This is a genomic window from Saccharopolyspora pogona, assembly GCF_014697215.1.
Taxonomy (GTDB): Bacteria; Actinomycetota; Actinomycetes; order Mycobacteriales; family Pseudonocardiaceae; genus Saccharopolyspora; species Saccharopolyspora hattusasensis.
Genome location: NZ_CP031142.1, coordinates 7,937,101 through 7,956,883, shown reverse-complemented (window position 1 = coordinate 7,956,883; position 19,783 = coordinate 7,937,101). Strand labels below are relative to the sequence as shown.

Sequence of the window (19,783 nt, the reverse complement as noted above, 5' to 3'; positions counted from 1 at the left end):
CGGCGGCACGACTACTCCGTGCCGGGACCCGGTTCTCCCGCAGCACTTTCCGACGCCGCAACAGCGCCGCCGTCGGTGCCACCTGATGTCGCACCCGGCGCGCCCAGCACCGCTGCGACGTCGCCTTCGGCGGGCTCGTCTGGGGCGTCGTCCTTGCGCTTCTTGCCGGAATTGCCTCGCAGGCGTTGGGAAATCACCTGCGTAATGCCGTCGCCGCGCATTGTCACGCCGTACAGGGCGTCGGCGATCTCCATCGTCGGCTTCTGGTGCGTGATGATGATCAGTTGGGAGGTCGTGCGCAGCTGGTCGAGGAGTGTGATCAGGCGCCGCAGGTTGGTGTCGTCGAGCGCCGCCTCGACCTCGTCCATCACGTAGAACGGCGACGGGCGGGCGCGGAAGATCGACACCAGCATGGCCACCGCGGTCAGCGACTTCTCGCCACCGGACAGCAGCGACAGGCGCTTGACCTTCTTGCCCGGCGGCCGGGCCTCGACCTCGACACCGGTGGTCAGCAGGTCGTTCTCGTCGGTGAGCATCAGCCGCCCGTCGCCGCCGGGGAACAGGACCTTGAAGACCGTCTCGAATTCCCTCGCCACGTCGTGGAAGGCCGAGGTGAAGACCTCGAGGATCTTGTCGTCGACCTCCTTGACGACGCTGAGCAGGTCGCGGCGGCTGTCCTTGAGGTCTTCGAGCTGGGTGGATAGGAACTTGTAGCGCTCCTCCAGCGCGGCGAACTCCTCCAGTGCCAGCGGGTTCACCTTGCCCAGCAGGGAGAGGTCCTTCTCGGCGCGCTTGGCGCGGCGCTCCTGGGTGGCCCGGTCGAACGGCACCGGCGGCGGCGCGCTGACCTCCTCGCCGCGTTCCTTGGCCGCCTCGTACTCGGCGATCTCGGCGGGTCCCGGCGGAATCGGCACGGTGGGGCCGTATTCGTCGACCAGGTCGTCCAGCCCGATCCCGAAGTCCTCGATGATCTTGGTTTCCAGCTGCTCGATCCGCAACCGCTGCTCCGCACGCACGACTTCGTCGCGGTGCACCGCATCGGTCAGCTTCTCCAGCTCCCCGCTGAGCTCGCGCACTCGCGCTCGCACGGCGCCGAGCGCCTGCTCGTGCTCGCTCTGCTTCGCCTGCGCGACGTCCCGCTCCTCCGTCGCGGCCCTCAGCGACAGCGCAATGCGCTCCAGCGCTGTCTCGCAGCCGGTGACAACGGCCTGCGTCACGCGCGCTGCGCGTTCCCGCGCTTTGCGCGCCGCTTCCGCGCGGGAACGCGCTTCGCGCTCGTGGCGGGCCGCGCGGCGCAGTTGATCGGCGCGTCCCTGCACGGCGCGCGCCCGCTCTTCGGCGGTGCGCTGGGTGAGGCGGGCTTCCATTTCCTGTTGCCGCGCCGCGTTCAGCTCGGTGCTGAGCCGGTCGCGTTCGCCGGTGTCGGGTTCCGCCGCTTCGTCTTGTTCGGTTTTGACGATGCTCAGGCGTTCTTCGAGTTCCGCGAGCTTGACGAGGGATTGTTCGCGGGACTGCTCGATCTTCACCCGCTGCTGCCGGATCCGGTCGACCTCGGCGGTGGCGGCGCGGGCCGCGCGTTGCAGGCCGGACAGCCGTTCGGTGCTGCGGGCCCGCCGCACCTTGGCGTCGTTGATCTGCTCCTGCACGGCGCGGACTTCGGCGCGCCGCGCTTCTTCTTCGGCTCGCGCGCCTTCCAACGCCGCGGAGTGCTGTTCCAGGCGTCGCCCGGCGGCGACGAGCTCGCGTTCGGCTTCGTCGACGGCGGCTTGCACCTCGATGGTGCTCTGCCGGTCGTCGGAGCCGCCGGCGGCCCAATGCGCGCCGAGGACATCGCCGCTGGTGGTGACGGCGCGGATTTCGGGGTGCCGCTGCACGAGTTCCTGGGCGTCGGCCAGCGTGTCCACGACCGCGACCTTGTCGAGCGCCTTCGCCACGGCGCCGCGCAACCCGTCCGGGGCGCTGACCAGGTCGGCAGCCCAGCGCGCCGAGCCGGCGAGCTGCGGCCAACCCGACCGATCCATGTCCACAGCGGATTCGATGAGCAGCCCCGCGCGGCCCGCTTCGTCCGCCCTCAGCAGTTCAAGGGCCGTCACAGCGTCGGTGACGCCGCGAACCGCGACGGCGTCGGCGACGGCGCCCAGCGCCGCGGCGAGCGCGGCCTCCGCGCCAGGTTCGACGGTGAGCAGCGCAGCCACCGAGCCGAGCAGGCCCGGCACCCGGTCCCCCGCCGACATGAGCGCGCCCGCGCCGTCCTTGCGCTGCAAGCCCATCGACAGCGCCTCGACGCGCGCCTTCCAGGACGCGATCTCGCGCTCCGCGGTCCGCTCGGCCTTCACCAACTCCTCGACGCGGGCCCGCGCGGCGTCGCGCGCTTCGGTCGCGCCTTCGCGGCGTTCCTGCAGCCCAGCGTCGTCGGAGTCGTAGCCGCCACTCTCCTCTTCGGCGTCGGCCAGCGCGCGCTCGGCTTCTTCGGCCCGCGCGGTGGCTTCGTCCAGCGAGTCCGACAGCCGCTCGATCTCCTCCGCGGTGTCACTGACCTTGCCGCGCAACGACTCGACCTGTCCCGACAACCGGGCGGCACCTTCGCGGCGGTCGGCGATCGCCCGCACCGCGGCCAGGTGCGCGTGCTCGGCCTGCTTCAGCGCGGATTCCAGCTCCGACCGGCGCTGCACCACCTCGTTGAGCGCCTCGCGGGCCTCTTCGACCTGCTCGCGGAGCTCGATCTCCTGCTCGGCGGCCTCTTCGGCCTCGGCGTCGAGCTGGTCCGGGTCGCGGCCCGGGCGGTGCTCCTCGGTCTGGGCGGTGAGGTGCCGGTGGCGTTCGGCGGCCAGCCGCAGCGTGCCGTGCAAGCGTTCTTCCAGCGCGGACAGCCGGTACCAGGTCTCCTGCGCGCGGGACAGCCGCGGCGCGTCGGCGGCGACCTTCTCTTCGAGGTTCTTCTCCTCGGACTGCGCGAACTGCAGCGCGCGCTCGACCTCGGTGCGCTTGGCCCGCGCGGCTTCCTGGTCTGCCTCGTCGCGGGCCAGGTCGGCGCGGGCGGTGACCAGGTCATCGGCGATGAGGCGCAGCCGGGCGTCCCGCAGGTCGGCCTGCACGGTCTGCGCCTTGCGCGCGATCTCGGCCTGCTTGCCGAGCGGCTTGAGCTGGCGGCGCAGCTCGCTGGTCAGGTCGGTCAACCGGGTCAGGTTGGCCTGCATCGCGTCGAGCTTGCGCAGCGCTTTCTCTTTGCGCTTGCGGTGTTTCAGCACGCCCGCGGCCTCTTCGATGAGCCTGCGGTGCTCGTCGGGCTTGGCCTGCAGGATCGTGGAAAGCTGGCCCTGCCCGACGATGACGTGCATCTCGCGGCCGATGCCGGAGTCCGACAGCAGTTCCTGCACGTCCATCAGCCGGCACGAGTTGCCGTTGATCTCGTACTCGCTGGCGCCGTCGCGGAACATCCGGCGGGTGATGGACACCTCGGTGTACTCGATCGGCAGCGCGCCGTCGGAGTTGTCGATGGTCAGTGTGACCTCGGCGCGGCCCAGCGGGGCGCGGCCCGCGGTGCCCGCGAAGATCACGTCTTCCATCTTGCCGCCGCGCAGCGCCTTCGCACCCTGCTCGCCCATCACCCAGGTCAGCGCGTCGAGCACGTTGGACTTGCCCGAGCCGTTCGGGCCGACGACGCAGGTGATGCCGGGTTCGAAGCGCAGCGTGGTGGCCGAGGCGAAGGACTTGAACCCCTTCAGCGTCAGGCTCTTCAGGTGCACGGCTACGATCGACCTTCCCGTGGTTCGTCTGGTTGACCGGCGGTCACATCCGGCAGAGCCTACCGCTGCGGCCGTCCGCAACCGCGCAGAACCGCTGGTGAGCGGAAACGAAAGCGTTCAGCGCTCCATGAAACCGGTCAGGCCGCCCTTGGGGTCGGACCACTGCTCCGCGACGTGGTCGACGTGGCCCGGGGTCTCGCCAGAGCGCAGCGCGGCCAGCAGCTTCTCGCAGGCTTCCCGGGGACCTTCGGCAACCACCTCGACCCGGCTGCCGGGCCGGTTTGTGGCGCTGCCGACCAGGCCCAGCTCCAGCGCCCGGGCACGCGTCCACCAGCGGAAACCTACGCCCTGCACCCGCCCGTGCACCCATGCGGTCAGCCGTGCCCACTGCGAATCCGTCACGCCTGGCATGATGCCGCACGGCCACCGACCGCGCGTCCGGCACCTCCGGCGGCTTGCGCCAATCGCCACGGCCGCCCGGGACGCCGGTATGATCCGCCCGATTCTGGCGGCGGCCGGGTGTTTCGGGGCAGGCCGCCCGGCGAGACGAGTGGGGACCCATGGACCCGATGTTGCTGGAAGACCCGGACGCCCGGCCGAAGCGCCTGGTGATGCTGGCCGTGTCGGGCATTGCGGTGGCCACCGTCTTCGCGACGACCGCCGCGGCGGTCGTCGGCGCGCAGCAGCGCGACGCGGCGACGCCGGACTTCACGCTGAAGCCGACCGCCACGTCCCGGCCGGCGGAGACGTTCGCCACGCCACCGCTGTTGCCCCCGCCGGAGATGAGCAGCATCGAAGCTTCGGAGACGTCCACGAGCAGGAGCAAGTCCGCGTCGTCGTCCACGTTGCCCTTGCCCAGCAGCGAAACCCCCACGGATGCCCCGGCGCCGATGCCGCCGGAGCCGCACCCGACGCCGTCTCCTACGCCGACGATCACCGAGCCCACGACCCCGACCAAACCGCCCACGCCGACGACCGAGCCGCCCACTACGACGGATCCCACCGACTCGCAGACGTTCGATGGTGACGACTGATGACGCTGGCCGTGCACTCCTGCCGGTCGCTGTGCTCGTGGCACCGGACTCCCAAGCAGCTCAACGGGTTTCCGTTGCTGGCCTGCCGCGGCTGCGGTTCGCAGTGGATCCGCAGCGAGCCGTGGACGCCCATCGACCACACCGGCCGCATCCCCGACGACGTGCGGGCGGAACTCGCCGAACGCTGACGCAGACCCCTCGCCGGGAAATCACTGCGGATCGCCGACAACAACGAGATCGGCCCGCTCCCGACTCGCCGCGACGACTGCGGCATTCCGCTCGTCGCTCCGGTAAACCCACTCCTCGGCCTCGTCCGGCGTCCGCCCGTAACTGATGTGCCGCGCGATAAGCCGCTGCACCCGGACATCGTCATCAGGCGCGAGGAACCAGGCTTCGTCGAGCAAATCCCGAACCGCCGACCAGGGCGGCATGTCCAGCAGCAGGTAGTTGCCTTCGGTGATCACCAGCGGAACACCGGGCTCGATAGGAATCGCCCCCGCATACGATTCCTCGATCTCCCGGCGGAATTCGGGGGCGTAAACGCTGTCCGGGCCGCATTCCCGAATCCGCCGCAGCAGCGCGACGTACCCGGCGGCGTCGAAGGTGTCGGGAGCACCCTTCCGGTCCGCCCGCCCAAGCCGCCGCAACTGGGCATTGGCCAGGTGGAACCCGTCCATCGGCACGAGAACGGCGGAGCCGCCGAGCTCCCGCAAAACCCGCTCGGCCACGGTCCCCTTCCCTGCCCCGGGAGCCCCCGCGATCCCCAAGATCTGCCGCTGCCCACTCGCGGCCAACTCCCGAGCCCGCTTGACCAGCTCCACATACCCGACCAACCCACACCTCCGCGCAACGGGCCTGGCGAACCGCCCGTGAGTACTTCTGGGCGCTCTGGCACCCAAAAGTACTCACGGCAACTGACGGCGGGTTCAGTCTTGCCAGAGTTCCGCGAGTAGCTCTCTGGTGTATTCCGCTATTCTCGCGTTGTCCGCCGGGGCTATCGTGCTCCAACGGCGGCCATCTCCGCTAGGTCGGACCACGTGGCTGTAGCGGCCCCGGTCCGTGTCGTGGAACGCCACGACCCTGTTGGCCCGTTCCGGTTTGCCGCCTCGGTTCGGGCAGGCTTCCACGCCGAACTGGCCGCGGATTCCCATGCCGTCGGCCATGTTCGCGACGTCGGCGGCGTCGTCCGGGGCGATGCCCAGGGCTCGGAGTTCGTCGGTGAACAGCAGTGTGCTGTTCGGGCCCGCGTGGTCGCTGGCTTCCCGGAGGATGTCGTTGGGCAGGCTTACCGCGCGGCCCGGGCCGGGCGGCATCCCACCCGCCACCGACACCGCTGCCTCCGCCAGCGAACTCCCCCGGACCGGGGTGAGCTCGACGATGTCACCGTCCACAATGGTCAACAGCCCGGCGGCGCCGTTCGCCGAGGCCAGGGCGCGGATCGGCCGGTCGGCCCAGATCCGCACGTCGATGCTGCGCTGCGGCCGGTCCAGCAGGCCGAGCAGGTCGGCGACGTCGACGTCGACGCGGTCGCGGTTGGTCTCGGCGAGGCGGCGCCGGCGAAGCCCGGCCCACACGTCCGCGACGAGTTGGGCGCGCTCGGTGAAGGTCGTTCCCGGGCTCGGCACGTTGAGGATGATGTGCCGGCGCTCCGTGAGTTTCTCCGCCTCGCACACCACGTCGAATTCCAACGCGGACAGCACGATCGGGTCGGCTTCCGCTCCAGGGCGCAACGTCAGCCCCGCTTCTTCGGCTCGTCGTCGTCGGATTCCTCGTCGGATTCGGTGCCGGGCTCGAAGTGCCCCAGCACCGGCGGGGCGACCAGCCGCTCGTCGTCGAACAGGGTTTCCTCGGCTACGTACTTGTTCTCGTGCTCCGCATCCTCACTGCGCTTCTCGCCGCGAGTCGCCGCCGGACCCATCAGCGAACCGGCGCCCGGACGGCTGCCCGGGGTGCTGCCTGCGGCCCGCCCGGCCACCGTGTCGCCAGGTCCGCCGCCGATGCCGGACGAACCGCCCCGGCCCAGTCCGGTGGTTCCGCCACCGGCGCCCGCGCCGGCCGGGGTGCGGCCGGCGAGCATCCGGCTCGCCGCGTAGGCGCCGACACCGGCAACCGCCGCGCCACCGGCCGCGATGCCGAGCACCGTGCCGGTGTTGATGCCGCCGCTCGTCCCGGCGGCCTCCGGCGTCTGGTCCGCCTCGCCGCCGGTGTCGCGCTCGTCCGGGTGCCGGTCGCTGCCGCTCCGGTCGCCAGGCACCGGCGGAGCCGTGCGGTCACCGCGCGGGGTCCCGCCGCCGGCGTTGCCCCCGCCGACGACCCCGCCCAGCACACCGGCATCGCTCGCGCCGCCGCCGTAGTAGCCGCCGACCGAACCCACGCCCGCGCCGATTCCCGGCATGCCCGTCCCGGACGCCGACTGCGCCGACACCGTGGCCGGTGGCATCTCGGGCAACGGCTGGTAGGAATCCGCCTGGTTGACGGAAGTGTTGCGGTACGAGACGAGAGCCGCCTGCGCGGCCTGCTTCTGCGCCTCGATCTGCCTGGCTTCTTTGTCGTAGTCGCTCTCGTAGCCGAAGGCGCCGCCGGCCCATTCGAGCACGTTCTCCGACTGCTTGTGCTTGAGCTCGTCGTTGTTCGGCAGCCCGTTGCGGGCCGACTCGTAGCCCCGCCCCTGCGCGTCGACGCTGTCCGCCGAAGTCTTCAGGGGATCCGGGGCGTCGGCCATGAAGACGGATTGCTGCTGCACCGCGGCCGCCGCGAGGCTCCCGGCGTTGCCCTCCCAGGCGATCTGCAGCTTCCCGAGCTCGCGGCGCAGCGTCTCGTCGAGGTCGACGACCACCTGCACGCACTCGTCCAGCGCCCGCACCGCGCCCTGCATCGACTCCGCGCCGCGCCCCTGCTTGATCTGCGTGATCCATTCCTGTAGCTGGGGGATGTCCATCCCCTCGAACCGGATATCGCGGATCGGATCGATGCTGGTCACGACTTCCCCCTAGCTCCCCTGCAAGGTCGTCACGGCCGCCTCGGCGGCCTGCTTCGCCCGCTCGCACAGCTGCTCGTTGTTCATGCCGCCGGGGGTGGTAAGGCTCAGGTCCACGTAGAGCGTCTGCCCTTCGGCGGCGTCGACGAACACCGCACAACCGAGGCTCTCGGCCCCCGGAACCTGCCCTTGCACGGCTCCGAAGCCGTTGACCTCATACGTCGTCGCGGTCTTCGCCTTCACGGCCGCAATTTTCTGCGCGAAACTGTCCAGGCCCTCGGGCACCACCCGAAGCGAGATCCCGAACTGGGCCTTTCCTGCGGCACCAGCGAAAGAACACCCGTTGTAGTTGTTCCCGTTTTTGACCACCGGGCGGCCGCCACCCACCTGGAGCGGCGCCTTCTGCTCAGGAGACAACCAAGTGCAGATCTCCGCGTCCTGCTTACCCGCAATCGCTAGGTCTTTCGGGCGCTGCGGAAGGTCCAGCGAAGAAGACGGCGCTGCCTCCGAAGCGGGAGCTGAACTCGTCGGCTCCGGGTCCGGCCCGTTCACCGTGCAACCAGCAAGGGTGAAGACCGCAGCCAATCCGATCAAGCCATGCCCGAAGCGCAACCGCACGGGACTCCCCTCACACCTGGTTCTGCTGCAGCTGGAACGACGCAGCGATCTCATCGTCTGCGAAGCCGTACTGCTTGGCGGCTTCTTCGAGTTGTCTTCCCAGTTCAAAGACGTTGTCCACGTACTGTATGAGACGCGCGTAATGAGAGTCGGGGTTGCCCAGCAGGTTCGCCGTCCAAACCGCCGCAGCGGTCGCGCTGATCTCATCGTCGGCGGGAGCGCCTACAGCCAAGTTGTGCGCGAGGCTGAACAGCTTGAACTGCGCGTCCTCAGCCGCCGAGAGGACGATTTTGCGCACCTCAAGGACGTTGTCCTTGTTGACAGTGATGGTTTGACCGGCGCCGCCCGGAACCGGAGGCGGAGGTGGTGCTGGCGTCGTCATCGCGGGAAACCCCCAGGTCGCGGCGTCTGATCACCCGGTCGAAAGCCGACCCTAGCAGCGCGCCTTCCCGCCACGCACCAACTCGCGGAAACTTCACACCAACCCAACGCGCCTATGCGCGGATCCGCATGAGCCCGCCGACGAAGCCGGCCCACCGAGCAGCGGGAAACACCAGCACACCCCCGCCGGGATCCTTCGAGTCCCGAACCCCGACAACAGCGTCCTTCCGGGCGACCTCGACACAGTTAGCGGTCGTAGAGCTGCGACTGGACTTTCGCCACGCGTCCCCGACAAAGGCGACTTCAACACAGTTGGAACTCGCGGTGCTGCGACTGGACTTCCGCCACGCGTCCCCGACAAAGGCGACTTCAACACAGTTGGCGGTCGTGTTGCTGCGACTGGACTTCCGCCAAGTGGCACCAGCTAGATCAAGGAACGCGTCCATACCTCGATCATGTCATCCAACAGGAGGCAATCAAACCACCATCTTGCAGATGAGCTCGGCCGACTCGTCAGCGGTGCGCGCCCTGGCAACCATGTCGTTCCACGACGCAAGATAGCCTTCGATCTGCTCGTCTTCCTCCAAGAAAACACTTGCAAGCTGGTTTTCCAGCCACACCAGGCTCGGCTCGTCGTCGTACTCCAGCACGACGAAGGCGCCGTGCAGTCCGGCGCGCAAGCCAGTTTCCGTCGGCAGCAGCTGCAAAATGATGTTCGGACGTGTCGCAATATCCGCGAGGTGGCGAAGCTGTCTGGCGAGCACTCCAGCATCCCCAAAAGGTCGGTTCAGCGCATCCTCTTCAACGAGGACGTGCAACTGCAACGACTGGCGTTTGGTCAACACGCTCTGGCGCGAGATCCTGCTTGCCACAAGCGCATCGACCTCGTCCTCCGACAGGCCGCTACCCGTGGCTTCGATAACCGCTCGCGCATATTCCGGGGTCTGCAACAGCCCCGGAATCATCAGCGGTTCGTACTGCAACAACGCGGTCGCTTCGCAGGAAACTTCGTTCACGCAATTCTTAGATCGCACGAACATCACCCTTACCGGCTTCAGCACTCACGACGAGGTTGAACCTGTGGTGAACAGCGGGTGATCGAGCCCTTCGGGGCTCGATTCCGCCCTTACGCTCCTTGATCATCGGTGGGCGCGGGGAGGCGTTGCAGGTGGTCAGCTGGGGAGAGACCGTTCAGGCGTTAGCCGCCTTGTTCGGCGAGCACGTCAGCAGTTGGGTGCTCGGCGTGCTGGCCGCCGCGACCATCGCCGCTCCTGTGGTCGACCGGTTCGTCATCCGGCGCAAACGGATCCATTACCGCGTGCTCTACAACTCCAAGATCGGGTTGAGCCCCATCGAGCTGCACGACGGCGAGATTCCGCCCGCCGATCCGCAGCTGATCAGGATCGCACGGCTGGTGGACCGGATGAGCATCGTGATCATCCGTGTCCGCAACACCGGCAGCTTCGACATCGAAGCCGACGACTTCGCCGAGGACATCTCGTTCACCTTCGGTAAGCGGATCGTCTGGGACGCGCGGATCTCCGAGGCACCGACCAAGACCATCCGGCAGCGGATCCGCAACAACCTGGTCTTTTTCACCGACAAGCAGGAGGCCGGTTCCGCCCCGAATCCGCCGAGCCTCGGCACCCTCCGGGAACGGCTCGGCCAGCGGCTGGCCAACTGGGTCGCCGCGCAGCCCGCGGCGGCCGTCGAGATCGGGCCGCAATGGCACGGGGTCCGGCTCTCGGAGCTCAGCCTGCAGCGCGGCCAGAAGTTCAAGCTCGTCGTGGTGCTGCGGGAACCGGACGACGAACCGGCGACCGTCGACGACTCCACCAGCAAGGAAATCGGCTTCGCGGGCCGGATCGCCAACGGGCGCATCAAGGACGAGAAGCAGCAGCGGCGGATCACCTGGCCGCTGGCCGTCACCGGGATCGGGGCGCTGCTGACCGTAGCGCTGGTCACCACGTTGATCACCGGGATCTTCCGGCAGGACAGCGACGTCGCGTGCGCCACCGGCTCGCTGCGCATCGAGGGCTCCAGCGCCTTCGCCCCGATCATGAGCAACGTCGCCACCGCATACTCGCAGGCCTGCGGCGGCGCGGACGTCATCGCACAACCCACCGGCAGCCTCGACGGCGTGCGGGCGCTTTCCGCGCCAGGACCGCAGAACGACCTCGCGGTGCTGTCCGACGGCCCGGCCCTGGAACCCTCGCCGGACCTCGTCGCGCAGCCACTGGCACTGGTCGTCTACGGCGTGGTCGTCAACGATTCGACGGGCATCGACCGGCTCACCACCGAACAGCTCCAGGGCATCTTCGCGGGCCGGTACCGGGACTGGAGCCAGCTTCGCGACGGCGCCTCGCTGCCCATCCGCATCGTGGGGCGCGGGCAGGAATCCGGCACGAGGCAGGTCTTCGAGACGCGGGTGCTGCACGGTTCCGAGGGACTGCTCACCTCGGACAGCTGCGAAGCGCCCGAACGAATACCGCAGGCGCAGACCACGCGGTGCGAACGCGGCTCGACGGCGCAGGTCGTCGAAGAGATCGCCACCACGCCGGGCGCGATCGGCTACACCGACACGCCGGCCGCGAACATCGCCGTGGCGCAGGGCAAACCGGTCAAGATCGCGCAGCTGGACGGGCGCTACCCGGACGTCAGCAGCGCCCACCAGGGCTACCGGTTCTGGACGGTCGAATACCTCTACACGAAGGGCTTCCCGGCGAACGACTCGGTGCTCAAGCACTTCATCGACTACCTGCGCAGCGACACGGCCCGAGCGGAGCTCCGCGACGCGGGCTACACCCCGTGCATCGAACGCACCGGCCTCCCTCACCCCCTCTGCCGGGGCTCGTGAGTGCACAATGGAAGTCCGCACGCCGGTCAGGGGAAGCGCGACGCTCACGGTTCGAACCGGTAGCCCATGCCTGCTTCCGTGATCAGGTGGCGGGGGTGGCTGGGATCCAGTTCCAGCTTGCGGCGGAGTTGGGCCAGGTAGACGCGCAGGTAGTGGGTTTCGTTCGCGTACTGCGGGCCCCAGACCTCCTTGAGGAGCTGCTTCTGCGCCACCAGGCGGCCCTGGTTGCGGGCCAGGACCTCCAGCATTCCCCACTCCGTTGGCGTCAGGTGGACCTCCATCCCCTCGCGCAGGACCTTCTTCGCCGACAGGTCCACCGTGAACGTCTCCGTCTCCACCACCGGTTGGTCGACGGCTTCGCTGGTGTTCGCGCGCCGGACCGCCGCGCGCAGGCGGGCCAGCAGCTCGTCCATGCCGAACGGCTTCGTGACGTAGTCGTCCGCACCCGCGTCGAGGGCCTGCACCTTGTCGGCGGAGTCAGTGCGCGCCGACAGCACGATGATCGGCACCGTCGTCCAGCCGCGCAGGCCCGCGATCACCTCGCTGCCGTCCATGTCCGGCAGCCCGAGGTCGAGCACCACCACGTCGGGTTTGCCGTCGATGGCCGCGCGCAGGGCGGACGAGCCGTCCACGGCCGTCAGCACCCCGTAACCGCGCGCCGTCAGGTTGATCCGCAATGCGCGCAGCAACTGCGGCTCGTCGTCGACAACCAGCACCCTCGTCATCGTTTCCCCTGCCCGTCCGCGGTGACCGCCGATAGTGAGAGCACGATCGTCAACCCGCCGCCGGGGTGTCCTCGGCGCGGATAGTGCCGTGCATCGCCGTCATGAAACCTTGTGCCACGCTCAACCCGAGGCCGACGCCGGCGACCCCGGTGTCGCCGCGCTCGCCGTGCTCGCCGAGCCGCTCGAACGGCGCGAACACGGATTCGGCAGCGTCCTCCGGCAGCCCCGGCCCGTGGTCGACGACCCGCAGCTCGACCCGCGCCGCATGCTCGCTGGCCCGCACGCTGATCCGGGCCCCGTCGGGCCGCCCGTACTTCAGGGCGTTCTGCACCACGTTGGCCACCACGCGCTCCAGCAGCCCGGTGTCGGCGAGCACCGCCGGCAGGCTCTCGTCGATTTCGACGTCGATGTGCTGCCGCCCGTCCAGCCCGGCCAGCGCGCGCGCCACCACTTCGTAGTAGCTCACCGGGCGCAGCCTCGGCGCAATCGCGCCGGTCGCCAGCCGGGAGGAGTCCAGCAGGTTGTCCACCAGTTCGGTCAGCCGGTCCGCGGACTCCTCTACCCCGCCGAGCAGCTCGGCGGTGTCCTCTTCGGACAGCTGCAGGTCGGGTGCCCGCAGGCTGCTCACCGAGGCCTTGATGGACGCCAGCGGGGTGCGCAGGTCGTGGCCGACCGCCGAAAGCAGCGCCGTGCGCAGCTGGGTCGCGTCCGCGCGACGCTGGGCTTCCTGCGTGTCCGCGGCCATCCGTTGCTGGCGCAGCGCGACCAGAGCCTGCCCGGCCGCGCCTTCCAGGACCGTGCGGTCGGCCGCCGGCAGCGGCCTGCGGCCGGGTCGTTTGAACACCAGGTGCACGTCCGGGTTGACCTCGATGTCCACATCGGACTGCTCGGGCTTCGTGCAGGGTTGCTTGCCCGTGGAGGCCGCCACCTGCCAGCCGTCCTTGGTGCGCTCCAGCAGCGCCGCCGAGGTCAGGCCGAAGTTCTCCACCACCTTCTCCAGCAGCCGCGCCAGCGGGTCGGGGTGGGTTAGCACGGTGCGGGCATAGGAGGTCAGCAGCGCTGCTTCGGTGCGCGCGCTGGTGGCCTGCTCTGCCAACCTCGCCGCCCGGTCGACCATGAACGCGACCAGCATGCCGACGATCATCATCGTGATCACCGTCACGAGGTTCTGCGGCTCGGCCACGGTCAACGTGTAAAGCGGCGGGGTAAGGAAGAAGTTCAGCAGCCCGCCGGAGAGCAGCGCCGCGACGATCGCCGGCGCCATCCCGCCGACCAGCGCGACGATGACGGTGACCAGGAAGTAGCCGACGACATCCGTGGACAGCGCGACGTCGCCGAAGTAGTAGGCCACCGCCGTGACCGCGCTCGGCAGCAGCACCGACAGCACCCAGCCCCACAGCTGGCGGGCCGACGACAGCGGATTCCGGGTGATCTTCTTGAGAAAACGCCGCCCACCGGCCTCGGGGTGGGTGACCATGTGCACGTCGATCGCGCCGGATTTCTGCACCGTGACGGCCCCGATGCCCTCGTCGAACAGCCGGGCCCAGCGGGAGCGCCGCGAAGTGCCGATCACCAACTGCGTGGCGTCCGCCGCGCGGGCGAACTCCAGCAGCGCCTCGGGCACGTCGTCGCCGACGACGGTGTGGAAGCTGGCGCCGACGGCGTCGGCCAGCTTCCGGGCGCGGGCGATGCCGCTCGGCGACGCCCCCGCGAGCCCATCGCCGCGCAACACGTGCACGACCTGCAGTTCCGCGCCCGCGCGGGCCGCGATCCGGCGGGCCCTGCGGATCAGCGTCTCGCTCTCGCTGCCTCCGGTGACGGCGACCACGACCCGTTCGCGGGCTTCCCAGGTGGCTGTGATCTTCTTCTCCGCGCGGTAGCGGCGCAGCGCCACATCGACCTGGTCTGCCAACCACAGGAGCGCGAGCTCGCGCAGCGCCGTCAGGTTGCCGGTGCGGAAATAGTTGCCCAGCGCCGCGTCGACCTTGTCCGCCGCGTAGACGTTGCCGTGCGCCAGGCGGCGGCGCAGTGCTTCCGGGGTGATGTCGGTGAGTTCGATCTGCCCGGCGCGGCGCACCACCTCGTCCGGCACGGTTTCCTGCTGCCGCACACCGGTGATCGTCTCCACCACGTCGTTGAGGCTCTCCAGGTGCTGCACGTTCACGGTGGACAGCACGTTGATCCCGGCGTCGAGCAGCTCGTCGATGTCCTGCCAGCGCTTCTCGTTGCGGGAACCGGGGACGTTGGTGTGCGCGAGCTCGTCGACGACGGCTATCTCCGGTTTCCGTGCCAGTAGCGCGTCGAGGTCCATCTCGGTCAGTTCGACCCCGCGGTGGCTGACGCGCCGCCGCGGCACGACCTCCAAGCCGTCGAGCAGCGCCGCGGTCTTGGCACGGCCGTGGTCCTCCACGAAGCCGACCACCACGTCCGTGCCGCGCCCCAGGCGTCGGTGCGCCTCGTTGAGCATCGCGTAGGTCTTGCCGACCCCTGGTGCCGCACCGAGGTAGATCCGCAGCCCGCCGCGCCGTGGTCCCTTCTCCACCACGCTCTCAGCCTCCTACGACCCGCTGTTATTAGCGGACAGTCCCATCCGCTGCTGCCGCAAGGCACGCACCGTGATCAATAGACCTCCACCATGTTCGAACCGCCAACTCCGCAACGAGCTGCACGAATGCTCCGTCGCCACCCGGGTGGGGCGCAATTTCGCGAGAAATTGACGTTCACCCGGGTGACCGCACAATTCTCGCGAAATTGTGCACCCACCGGGTCAGCGGGCCCGGTTGATGGCGACGTTGAGGGTCGTCACGTTCACCACGCGCTCGGCGATCACCCCACCGCTGGTGTTCTCGGCGACCAGACGCCGCACCTCGTCCAGCGGGAGGCCGGTGACGCGCGCCACCCGAGGCACCTGCAGCTCCGCGTAGGCCGGGCTGATATCCGGGTCGACGCCGCTGGCCGACGCCGTGACCGCGTCGGTCGGCACCTGCTCGGGCCGGACGCCCTCGCGGGCGGCGATCGCGCCGCGCCGCTCCTGCACGGCCGCCAGCAGGTCCTCGCTGGCTCCGCCGTAGTTGGAGCCGCCGGTGCTGGCCGGGTCGCCGGGGCCGAGGTTGCCTTCGGCGGAAGCCGCCGGGCGGGTGTGGAAGTACGGGTCGTTGGCCGGGTCGGCCGGGACCGGGTCGATGCCGATCAGCGATGAGCCGACGACCCTGCCGTCCACCACGATCTGCGAGCCCTCGGCGTTGGCCTGCAGCCCCGGAATCCGGCTGATGCCCCAGATCGCCAGCGGATAAGCCACGCCGAGCACGACCGTCGCCACCAGCAGCAGCCGCATCCCCGCCAGGGCCTGGCGCAGCAGTGTGTTCTTCATCAGTGCCTCTCCGGTTCAGTCGGTCGGGGGGCCCGCAATTTCAATGGAAATCGAAGGTCCGATTTCCATTGAAATTGCGGGAGTTGTCCACAGCTCCCGGCGTGTCGTGGCCCGACACGCCGGAGATCCGCAACTTCCATTGAAATTGCGGACGAACGGGATCTCGGCACGTCTGGGACCTCCTCAGCCGATGCCCGGGATGAAGCGGATGACCAGGTCGATCAGCCAGATGCCGAGGAACGGCGTGACGATGCCGCCGAGGCCGTAGACCAGCAGGTTCCGGCGCAGCAGCGCGCTCGCCGAGGTCGGCCGGTAGCGGACCCCGCGCAGCGCCAGCGGGATCAGCGCGATGATGATCAGCGCGTTGAAGATCACCGCCGACAGGATCGCCGAGGCCGGGGTGGCCAGCCGCATGATGTTCAGCGCGTCCAGCTGCGGGTAGATCGCCACGAACATCGCGGGCAGGATCGCGAAGTACTTGGCCAGGTCGTTGGCGATGCTGAAGGTGGTCAGCGCACCGCGGGTGATCAGCAGCTGCTTGCCGATCTCGACGATCTCGATCAGCTTCGTCGGGTCGGAGTCGAGGTCGACCATGTTGCCGGCCTCTTTGGCCGCCGCGGTGCCGGTGTTCATCGCGACGCCGACGTCGGCCTGCGCGAGCGCGGGCGCGTCGTTGGTGCCGTCACCAGTCATCGCGACCAGTCGGCCGCCTTCCTGCTCGGCCTTGATGAGCGCCATCTTGTCTTCCGGCTTGGCCTCGGCGAGGTAGTCGTCGACGCCCGCCTCGGCGGCGATGGCCTTGGCGGTGAGCTCGTTGTCACCGGTGACCATCACGGTGCGGATGCCCATCGCGCGCAGCTCGGCGAACCGCTCCTTCATACCCGGTTTGATCACATCGGACAGTCGGATCACGCCGACCACGCGGGTGATCCCGCCACTGCGCTCGGCCACCACCAGCGGCGTGCCGCCCTGCGAGGCGATGTTGTCGGACAGTTCCTCCACTTCGGATGAGATGCCGCCGGCCCACCCGCGCACCGCGCTGGTGGCGCCCTTGCGGATCTCGCGGCCGTCGATGTCGATGCCGCTCATCCGGGTCTGCGCGGTGAAGGCGACCTCTTCGGCGTGCAGTTCCGGGCCCTGCGGCTTCGTCGGAAGCCCGTACTGCTCGGCGCAGTAGGCCACGATGCTGGTGCCTTCGGGGGTCTGGTCGGCGAGGCTGGAAAGCCGGGCCACCTCGGCCAGCTCGCCGAGCGTCACGTCGCCGACGGGCAGCAGCTCGGTGCAGCGCCGGTTCCCGAAGGTGATGGTGCCGGTCTTGTCCAGCAGCAGCGTGTCCACGTCCCCGGCGGCTTCTACGGCGCGACCGGACTTGGCGAGCACGTTGCGCTGCACCAACCGGTCCATGCCCGCGATGCCGATCGCCGACAGCAACGCGCCGATCGTGGTCGGGATCAGGCAGACCAGCAGTGCGGTCAACGTGATCACCGACAGCAGCGAGCCGGAGTAGCCGGCCATCGGCTGCAGAGCGACCACCGCGAGCAGGAAGATGATCGTCAGCGTGGACAGCAGGATCGTCAGCGCGATCTCGTTCGGTGTCTTCTGCCGCTGCGCGCCCTCGACCAGCGCGATCATCCGGTCCACGAAGGTTTCGCCGGGTTTTGTGGTGATCTGCACGACGATCCGGTCGGACAGCACCGTGGTGCCCGCCGTGACCGCCGAGCGGTCGCCGCCGGACTCCCGGATCACCGGGGCGGATTCGCCGGTGATCGCCGACTCGTCGACGGTCGCGATGCCTTCCACCACGTCGCCGTCGCCGGGGATGACCTCGCCGGCCTCGACCACGACGCGGTCGCCGATGCGCAGCGCCGTGCCCTGCACCCGCTCCTCTGCGCCGTCGACCAGCCGCCGCGCGACGGCTTCGGTCTTGGTGCGGCGCAACGATTCCGCCTGCGCCCGCCCGCGGCCTTCGGCGACCGCTTCGGCGAGGTTGGCGAACAGCACGGTGAACCACAGCCAGGCGGCCACCGCGATGCTGAACACGTTCGGTTCGGTCACGGCCAGCACGGTGGTCAGCACCGAGCCCGCCCACACCACGAACATGACCGGGTTGGCCAGCTGGTGCTTGGGGTTGAGCTTGCGCAGCGCTTCCGGCAGCGACGTCCACAGCTGGCGCGGGCTGAACGCGCCCGCGGACATCTTCCGCGGGCCGGTTTCCGCTTGGGCCTGCTGGGGTTTCTCGAGGATGGTGGTCATGTGAGGGCCTCCGCGATCGGGCCGAGGGCGAGCGCCGGAAGGAAGGTCAGCGCCGCGACGAGGACGACGGTGCCGCCGAGCAACCCGGCGAACAGCGGGCCGGTGGTGGGCAGCGTGCCTGCGGTGGCGGGCACCCGCTGCTGCTGGGCCACCGCGCCGGCGAGCATCAGCACCGCGAGGATCGGCACGAACCGGCCGAAGAGCATCGCGAGACCGAGCGCGATCTGGAAGAAGTCGCTGGTCACGGTGAGCCCGGCGAAGGCGCTACCGTTGTTGTTGCCCGCCGAGGCGAAGGCGTAGAGGACCTCCGACAGCCCGTGCGCGCCGATGTTGTTCAGGGCGTCCTCAGTGGACGGCAGCGCGAGCGCGGTACCGGCACCGAGCAGAACCATCGTGGGCATCACGAGGATCGAGATCGCCGCCGCGGTGACCTCCCGCCGCCCGAGCTTCTTGCCCAGGTACTCCGGCGTCCGCCCGACCATCAGACCGGCCAGGAACACCGCGATCACGGCCAGCACGAGGATCCCGTACAGGCCCGCGCCGACACCGCCGGGCGCGACCTCGCCGAGCAGCATGTTCAGCAGCGGCACCAGACCCCCGAGCCCGGTGAAGCTGTCGTGCATCGCGTTGACGGCACCGGTGGATGTTCCAGTCGTGGCAACCGCGAACAGCCCGGACAGGAACAGGCCGAAGCGGGCCTCCTTGCCTTCCAGCGCACCGCCGGCGGCCAGCGTGGCCGGGCCGTTCGGGTGGCTCTCGGCCCACCAGACGGCCGCGGTCATCACGGCCATGATGGCGACCATCACCGACAGCAGCACCCGGCCCTGGCGGCGGTCGCCGACCAGCGTGCCGAAGGTGCGGGTCAGGGCCAGCGGGATCACCAGGATCAGGAAGATCTGGAGCAGGTTGCTGATGCCGCCGGGGTTGGAGAACGGGTGGGCCGAGTTGGCGTTGAACACCCCGCCGCCGTTGGTACCGAGCTCCTTGATGACCTCCTGGCTGGCGATCGGCGCCGTGGCGATCGTGTGCGCCTGCCCGTCCAGGCCGACGACGTGGATGCCGGAGGCGAGGCTCATCCCCCCGCCGAGCGCGATCAGCAGCACCGCCGCGACGACCGCGATCGGCAGCAGCACACGGGTGCAACCGCGGGTGATGTCCACCCAGATGTTGCCGATGCGGCCGGTGCCCGCGGCGGCGAACCCGCGGACCAGGGCGATCGCGACAGCCATGCCTACGGCCGCCGAGACGAAGTTCTGCACGGTCAGCCCGGCCATCTGCACGGTGTGCCCGAGGACCTGCTCCGGCACGTAGGACTGCCAGTTCGTGTTGGTCACGAAGCTGACCGCGGTGTTGAACGCCATCGCGGGTTCGACCGCGCCGCGGCCGAAGCTCAGCGGCAGCAGCGGCTGCAACCGCTGCATCAGGTAGAGCAGCGCGATGGACATGACCGAGAAGCCGAGGACGCCGGCGGCGTAGGTGGTCCAGCGCTGCTGGGCGTCGCCGTCGATGCGCACCAGCCGGTATACGGCCTTCTCGACGCGCCAGTGCTTCTCGCTGGTGTAGACGTGGGCCAGGTAGTCACCGAGGGGCCGGTAGACCACGCCGATGGCCAGGATCAGTAGGCCGACCTGGACCAGGCCGACCGTCAGGGAACTCATCAGAACTTCTCCGGCCGGATAAGTGCGACGAACAGGTAACCGATCAAAAGCAGCGCCAACACGCCCCCGGCGACGTTGGCAAGCACAGTGCTCACAAGCGCTCCAAACCGCGGAGGGTCAACGCAAGTACGAGGAACCCGCCGATCAGCAACACGGCGAAGGCG

At 69.3% G+C, this 19,783-nt stretch carries 17 protein-coding genes and 1 pseudogene; 3 read left to right on the top strand and 15 right to left on the bottom strand.

Going from position 1 to position 19,783, the window contains the following annotated elements; all coding sequences use genetic code 11:
* Nucleotides 1-11: 11 nt before the first annotated feature.
* A complete protein-coding gene (smc, locus tag DL519_RS37585) occupies nt 12-3,746 on the bottom strand; it encodes a chromosome segregation protein SMC (RefSeq protein WP_223840003.1) in 3,735 nt (1,244 codons plus the stop codon).
* A gap of 117 nt (nt 3,747-3,863) precedes the next feature.
* Entirely contained in the window at nt 3,864-4,157 is a 294-nt protein-coding gene (locus DL519_RS37580; RefSeq protein WP_190821911.1) for an acylphosphatase, read from the bottom strand.
* A 149-nt stretch (nt 4,158-4,306) separates the two neighbouring features.
* Here DL519_RS37580 and DL519_RS37575 point away from each other — a divergent pair, with 149 nt between their 5' ends.
* Both DL519_RS37575 and DL519_RS37570 read left to right on the top strand, forming a co-directional pair.
* Nucleotides 4,307-4,780 (top strand): hypothetical protein, encoded by a 474-nt coding sequence (locus DL519_RS37575; protein WP_190821909.1) that lies wholly within the window; start codon nt 4,307-4,309, stop codon nt 4,778-4,780.
* Nucleotides 4,780-4,968, top strand: a complete 189-nt coding sequence (locus tag DL519_RS37570; protein WP_168584971.1) for a hypothetical protein — start codon at nt 4,780-4,782, stop codon at nt 4,966-4,968. The genes DL519_RS37575 and DL519_RS37570 overlap by 1 nt, the downstream gene beginning before the upstream one ends.
* Before the next feature lie 21 nt (nt 4,969-4,989).
* Here the strand turns inward: DL519_RS37570 and DL519_RS37565 are convergent, their stop codons facing one another.
* From DL519_RS37565 to DL519_RS37535, 7 genes are all read right to left on the bottom strand, one after another.
* Nucleotides 4,990-5,613, bottom strand: a complete 624-nt coding sequence (locus DL519_RS37565) for a nucleoside/nucleotide kinase family protein (RefSeq protein ID WP_190821907.1) — start codon at nt 5,611-5,613, stop codon at nt 4,990-4,992.
* Nucleotides 5,614-5,706: 93 nt separating this feature from the next.
* Nucleotides 5,707-6,510 (bottom strand): ESX secretion-associated protein EspG, encoded by an 804-nt coding sequence (locus DL519_RS37560; protein WP_190821905.1) that lies wholly within the window; start codon nt 6,508-6,510, stop codon nt 5,707-5,709.
* Between the two features lie 2 nt (nt 6,511-6,512).
* On the bottom strand, nt 6,513-7,760 hold the full coding sequence (locus tag DL519_RS37555) for a PPE domain-containing protein (protein ID WP_190821903.1): 1,248 nt from the start codon (nt 7,758-7,760) through the stop codon (nt 6,513-6,515).
* 9 nt (nt 7,761-7,769) lie between these two features.
* A complete protein-coding gene (locus DL519_RS37550) occupies nt 7,770-8,375 on the bottom strand; it encodes a DUF3558 domain-containing protein (RefSeq protein WP_190821902.1) in 606 nt (201 codons plus the stop codon).
* A gap of 10 nt (nt 8,376-8,385) precedes the next feature.
* Nucleotides 8,386-8,757, bottom strand: a complete 372-nt coding sequence (locus DL519_RS37545; protein ID WP_223840002.1) for a hypothetical protein — start codon at nt 8,755-8,757, stop codon at nt 8,386-8,388.
* Between the two features lie 112 nt (nt 8,758-8,869).
* Nucleotides 8,870-9,202 carry a DUF397 domain-containing protein gene (locus tag DL519_RS37540; protein WP_190821901.1) on the bottom strand — a complete coding sequence of 111 codons (333 nt, stop codon included), beginning with the start codon at nt 9,200-9,202 and terminating at the stop codon, nt 8,870-8,872.
* A gap of 30 nt (nt 9,203-9,232) precedes the next feature.
* Nucleotides 9,233-9,772, bottom strand: a complete 540-nt coding sequence (locus DL519_RS37535; RefSeq protein WP_190821900.1) for a DUF5753 domain-containing protein — start codon at nt 9,770-9,772, stop codon at nt 9,233-9,235.
* A 152-nt stretch (nt 9,773-9,924) separates the two neighbouring features.
* Between DL519_RS37535 and DL519_RS37530 the strand changes: the two genes are divergently transcribed.
* Nucleotides 9,925-11,613: a PstS family phosphate ABC transporter substrate-binding protein gene (locus tag DL519_RS37530; RefSeq protein ID WP_223840001.1), complete on the top strand. Its 1,689-nt coding sequence runs from the start codon at nt 9,925-9,927 to the stop codon at nt 11,611-11,613.
* 44 nt (nt 11,614-11,657) lie between these two features.
* On the opposite strand, the gene DL519_RS37525 is transcribed toward DL519_RS37530, so the two are convergent.
* From DL519_RS37525 to kdpF, 6 genes and pseudogenes are all read right to left on the bottom strand, one after another.
* Nucleotides 11,658-12,338 (bottom strand): response regulator, encoded by a 681-nt coding sequence (locus DL519_RS37525; protein ID WP_190821897.1) that lies wholly within the window; start codon nt 12,336-12,338, stop codon nt 11,658-11,660.
* Nucleotides 12,335-14,880 (bottom strand): annotated as a pseudogene (locus tag DL519_RS37520) (DUF4118 domain-containing protein). The gene DL519_RS37525 and the pseudogene DL519_RS37520 overlap by 4 nt, the downstream one beginning before the upstream one ends.
* 225 nt (nt 14,881-15,105) lie before the next feature.
* Nucleotides 15,106-15,708: a potassium-transporting ATPase subunit C gene (locus DL519_RS37515; RefSeq protein WP_190821895.1), complete on the bottom strand. Its 603-nt coding sequence runs from the start codon at nt 15,706-15,708 to the stop codon at nt 15,106-15,108.
* A 183-nt stretch (nt 15,709-15,891) separates the two neighbouring features.
* Nucleotides 15,892-17,961 (bottom strand): potassium-transporting ATPase subunit KdpB, encoded by a 2,070-nt coding sequence (kdpB, locus tag DL519_RS37510; protein WP_190821893.1) that lies wholly within the window; start codon nt 17,959-17,961, stop codon nt 15,892-15,894.
* On the bottom strand, nt 17,958-19,619 hold the full coding sequence (gene kdpA, locus DL519_RS37505; RefSeq protein ID WP_190821892.1) for a potassium-transporting ATPase subunit KdpA: 1,662 nt from the start codon (nt 19,617-19,619) through the stop codon (nt 17,958-17,960). The genes kdpB and kdpA overlap by 4 nt, the downstream gene beginning before the upstream one ends.
* Nucleotides 19,619-19,714: a K(+)-transporting ATPase subunit F gene (kdpF, locus tag DL519_RS37500; RefSeq protein ID WP_010305839.1), complete on the bottom strand. Its 96-nt coding sequence runs from the start codon at nt 19,712-19,714 to the stop codon at nt 19,619-19,621. The genes kdpA and kdpF overlap by 1 nt, the downstream gene beginning before the upstream one ends.
* Nucleotides 19,715-19,783: the final 69 nt, after the last annotated feature.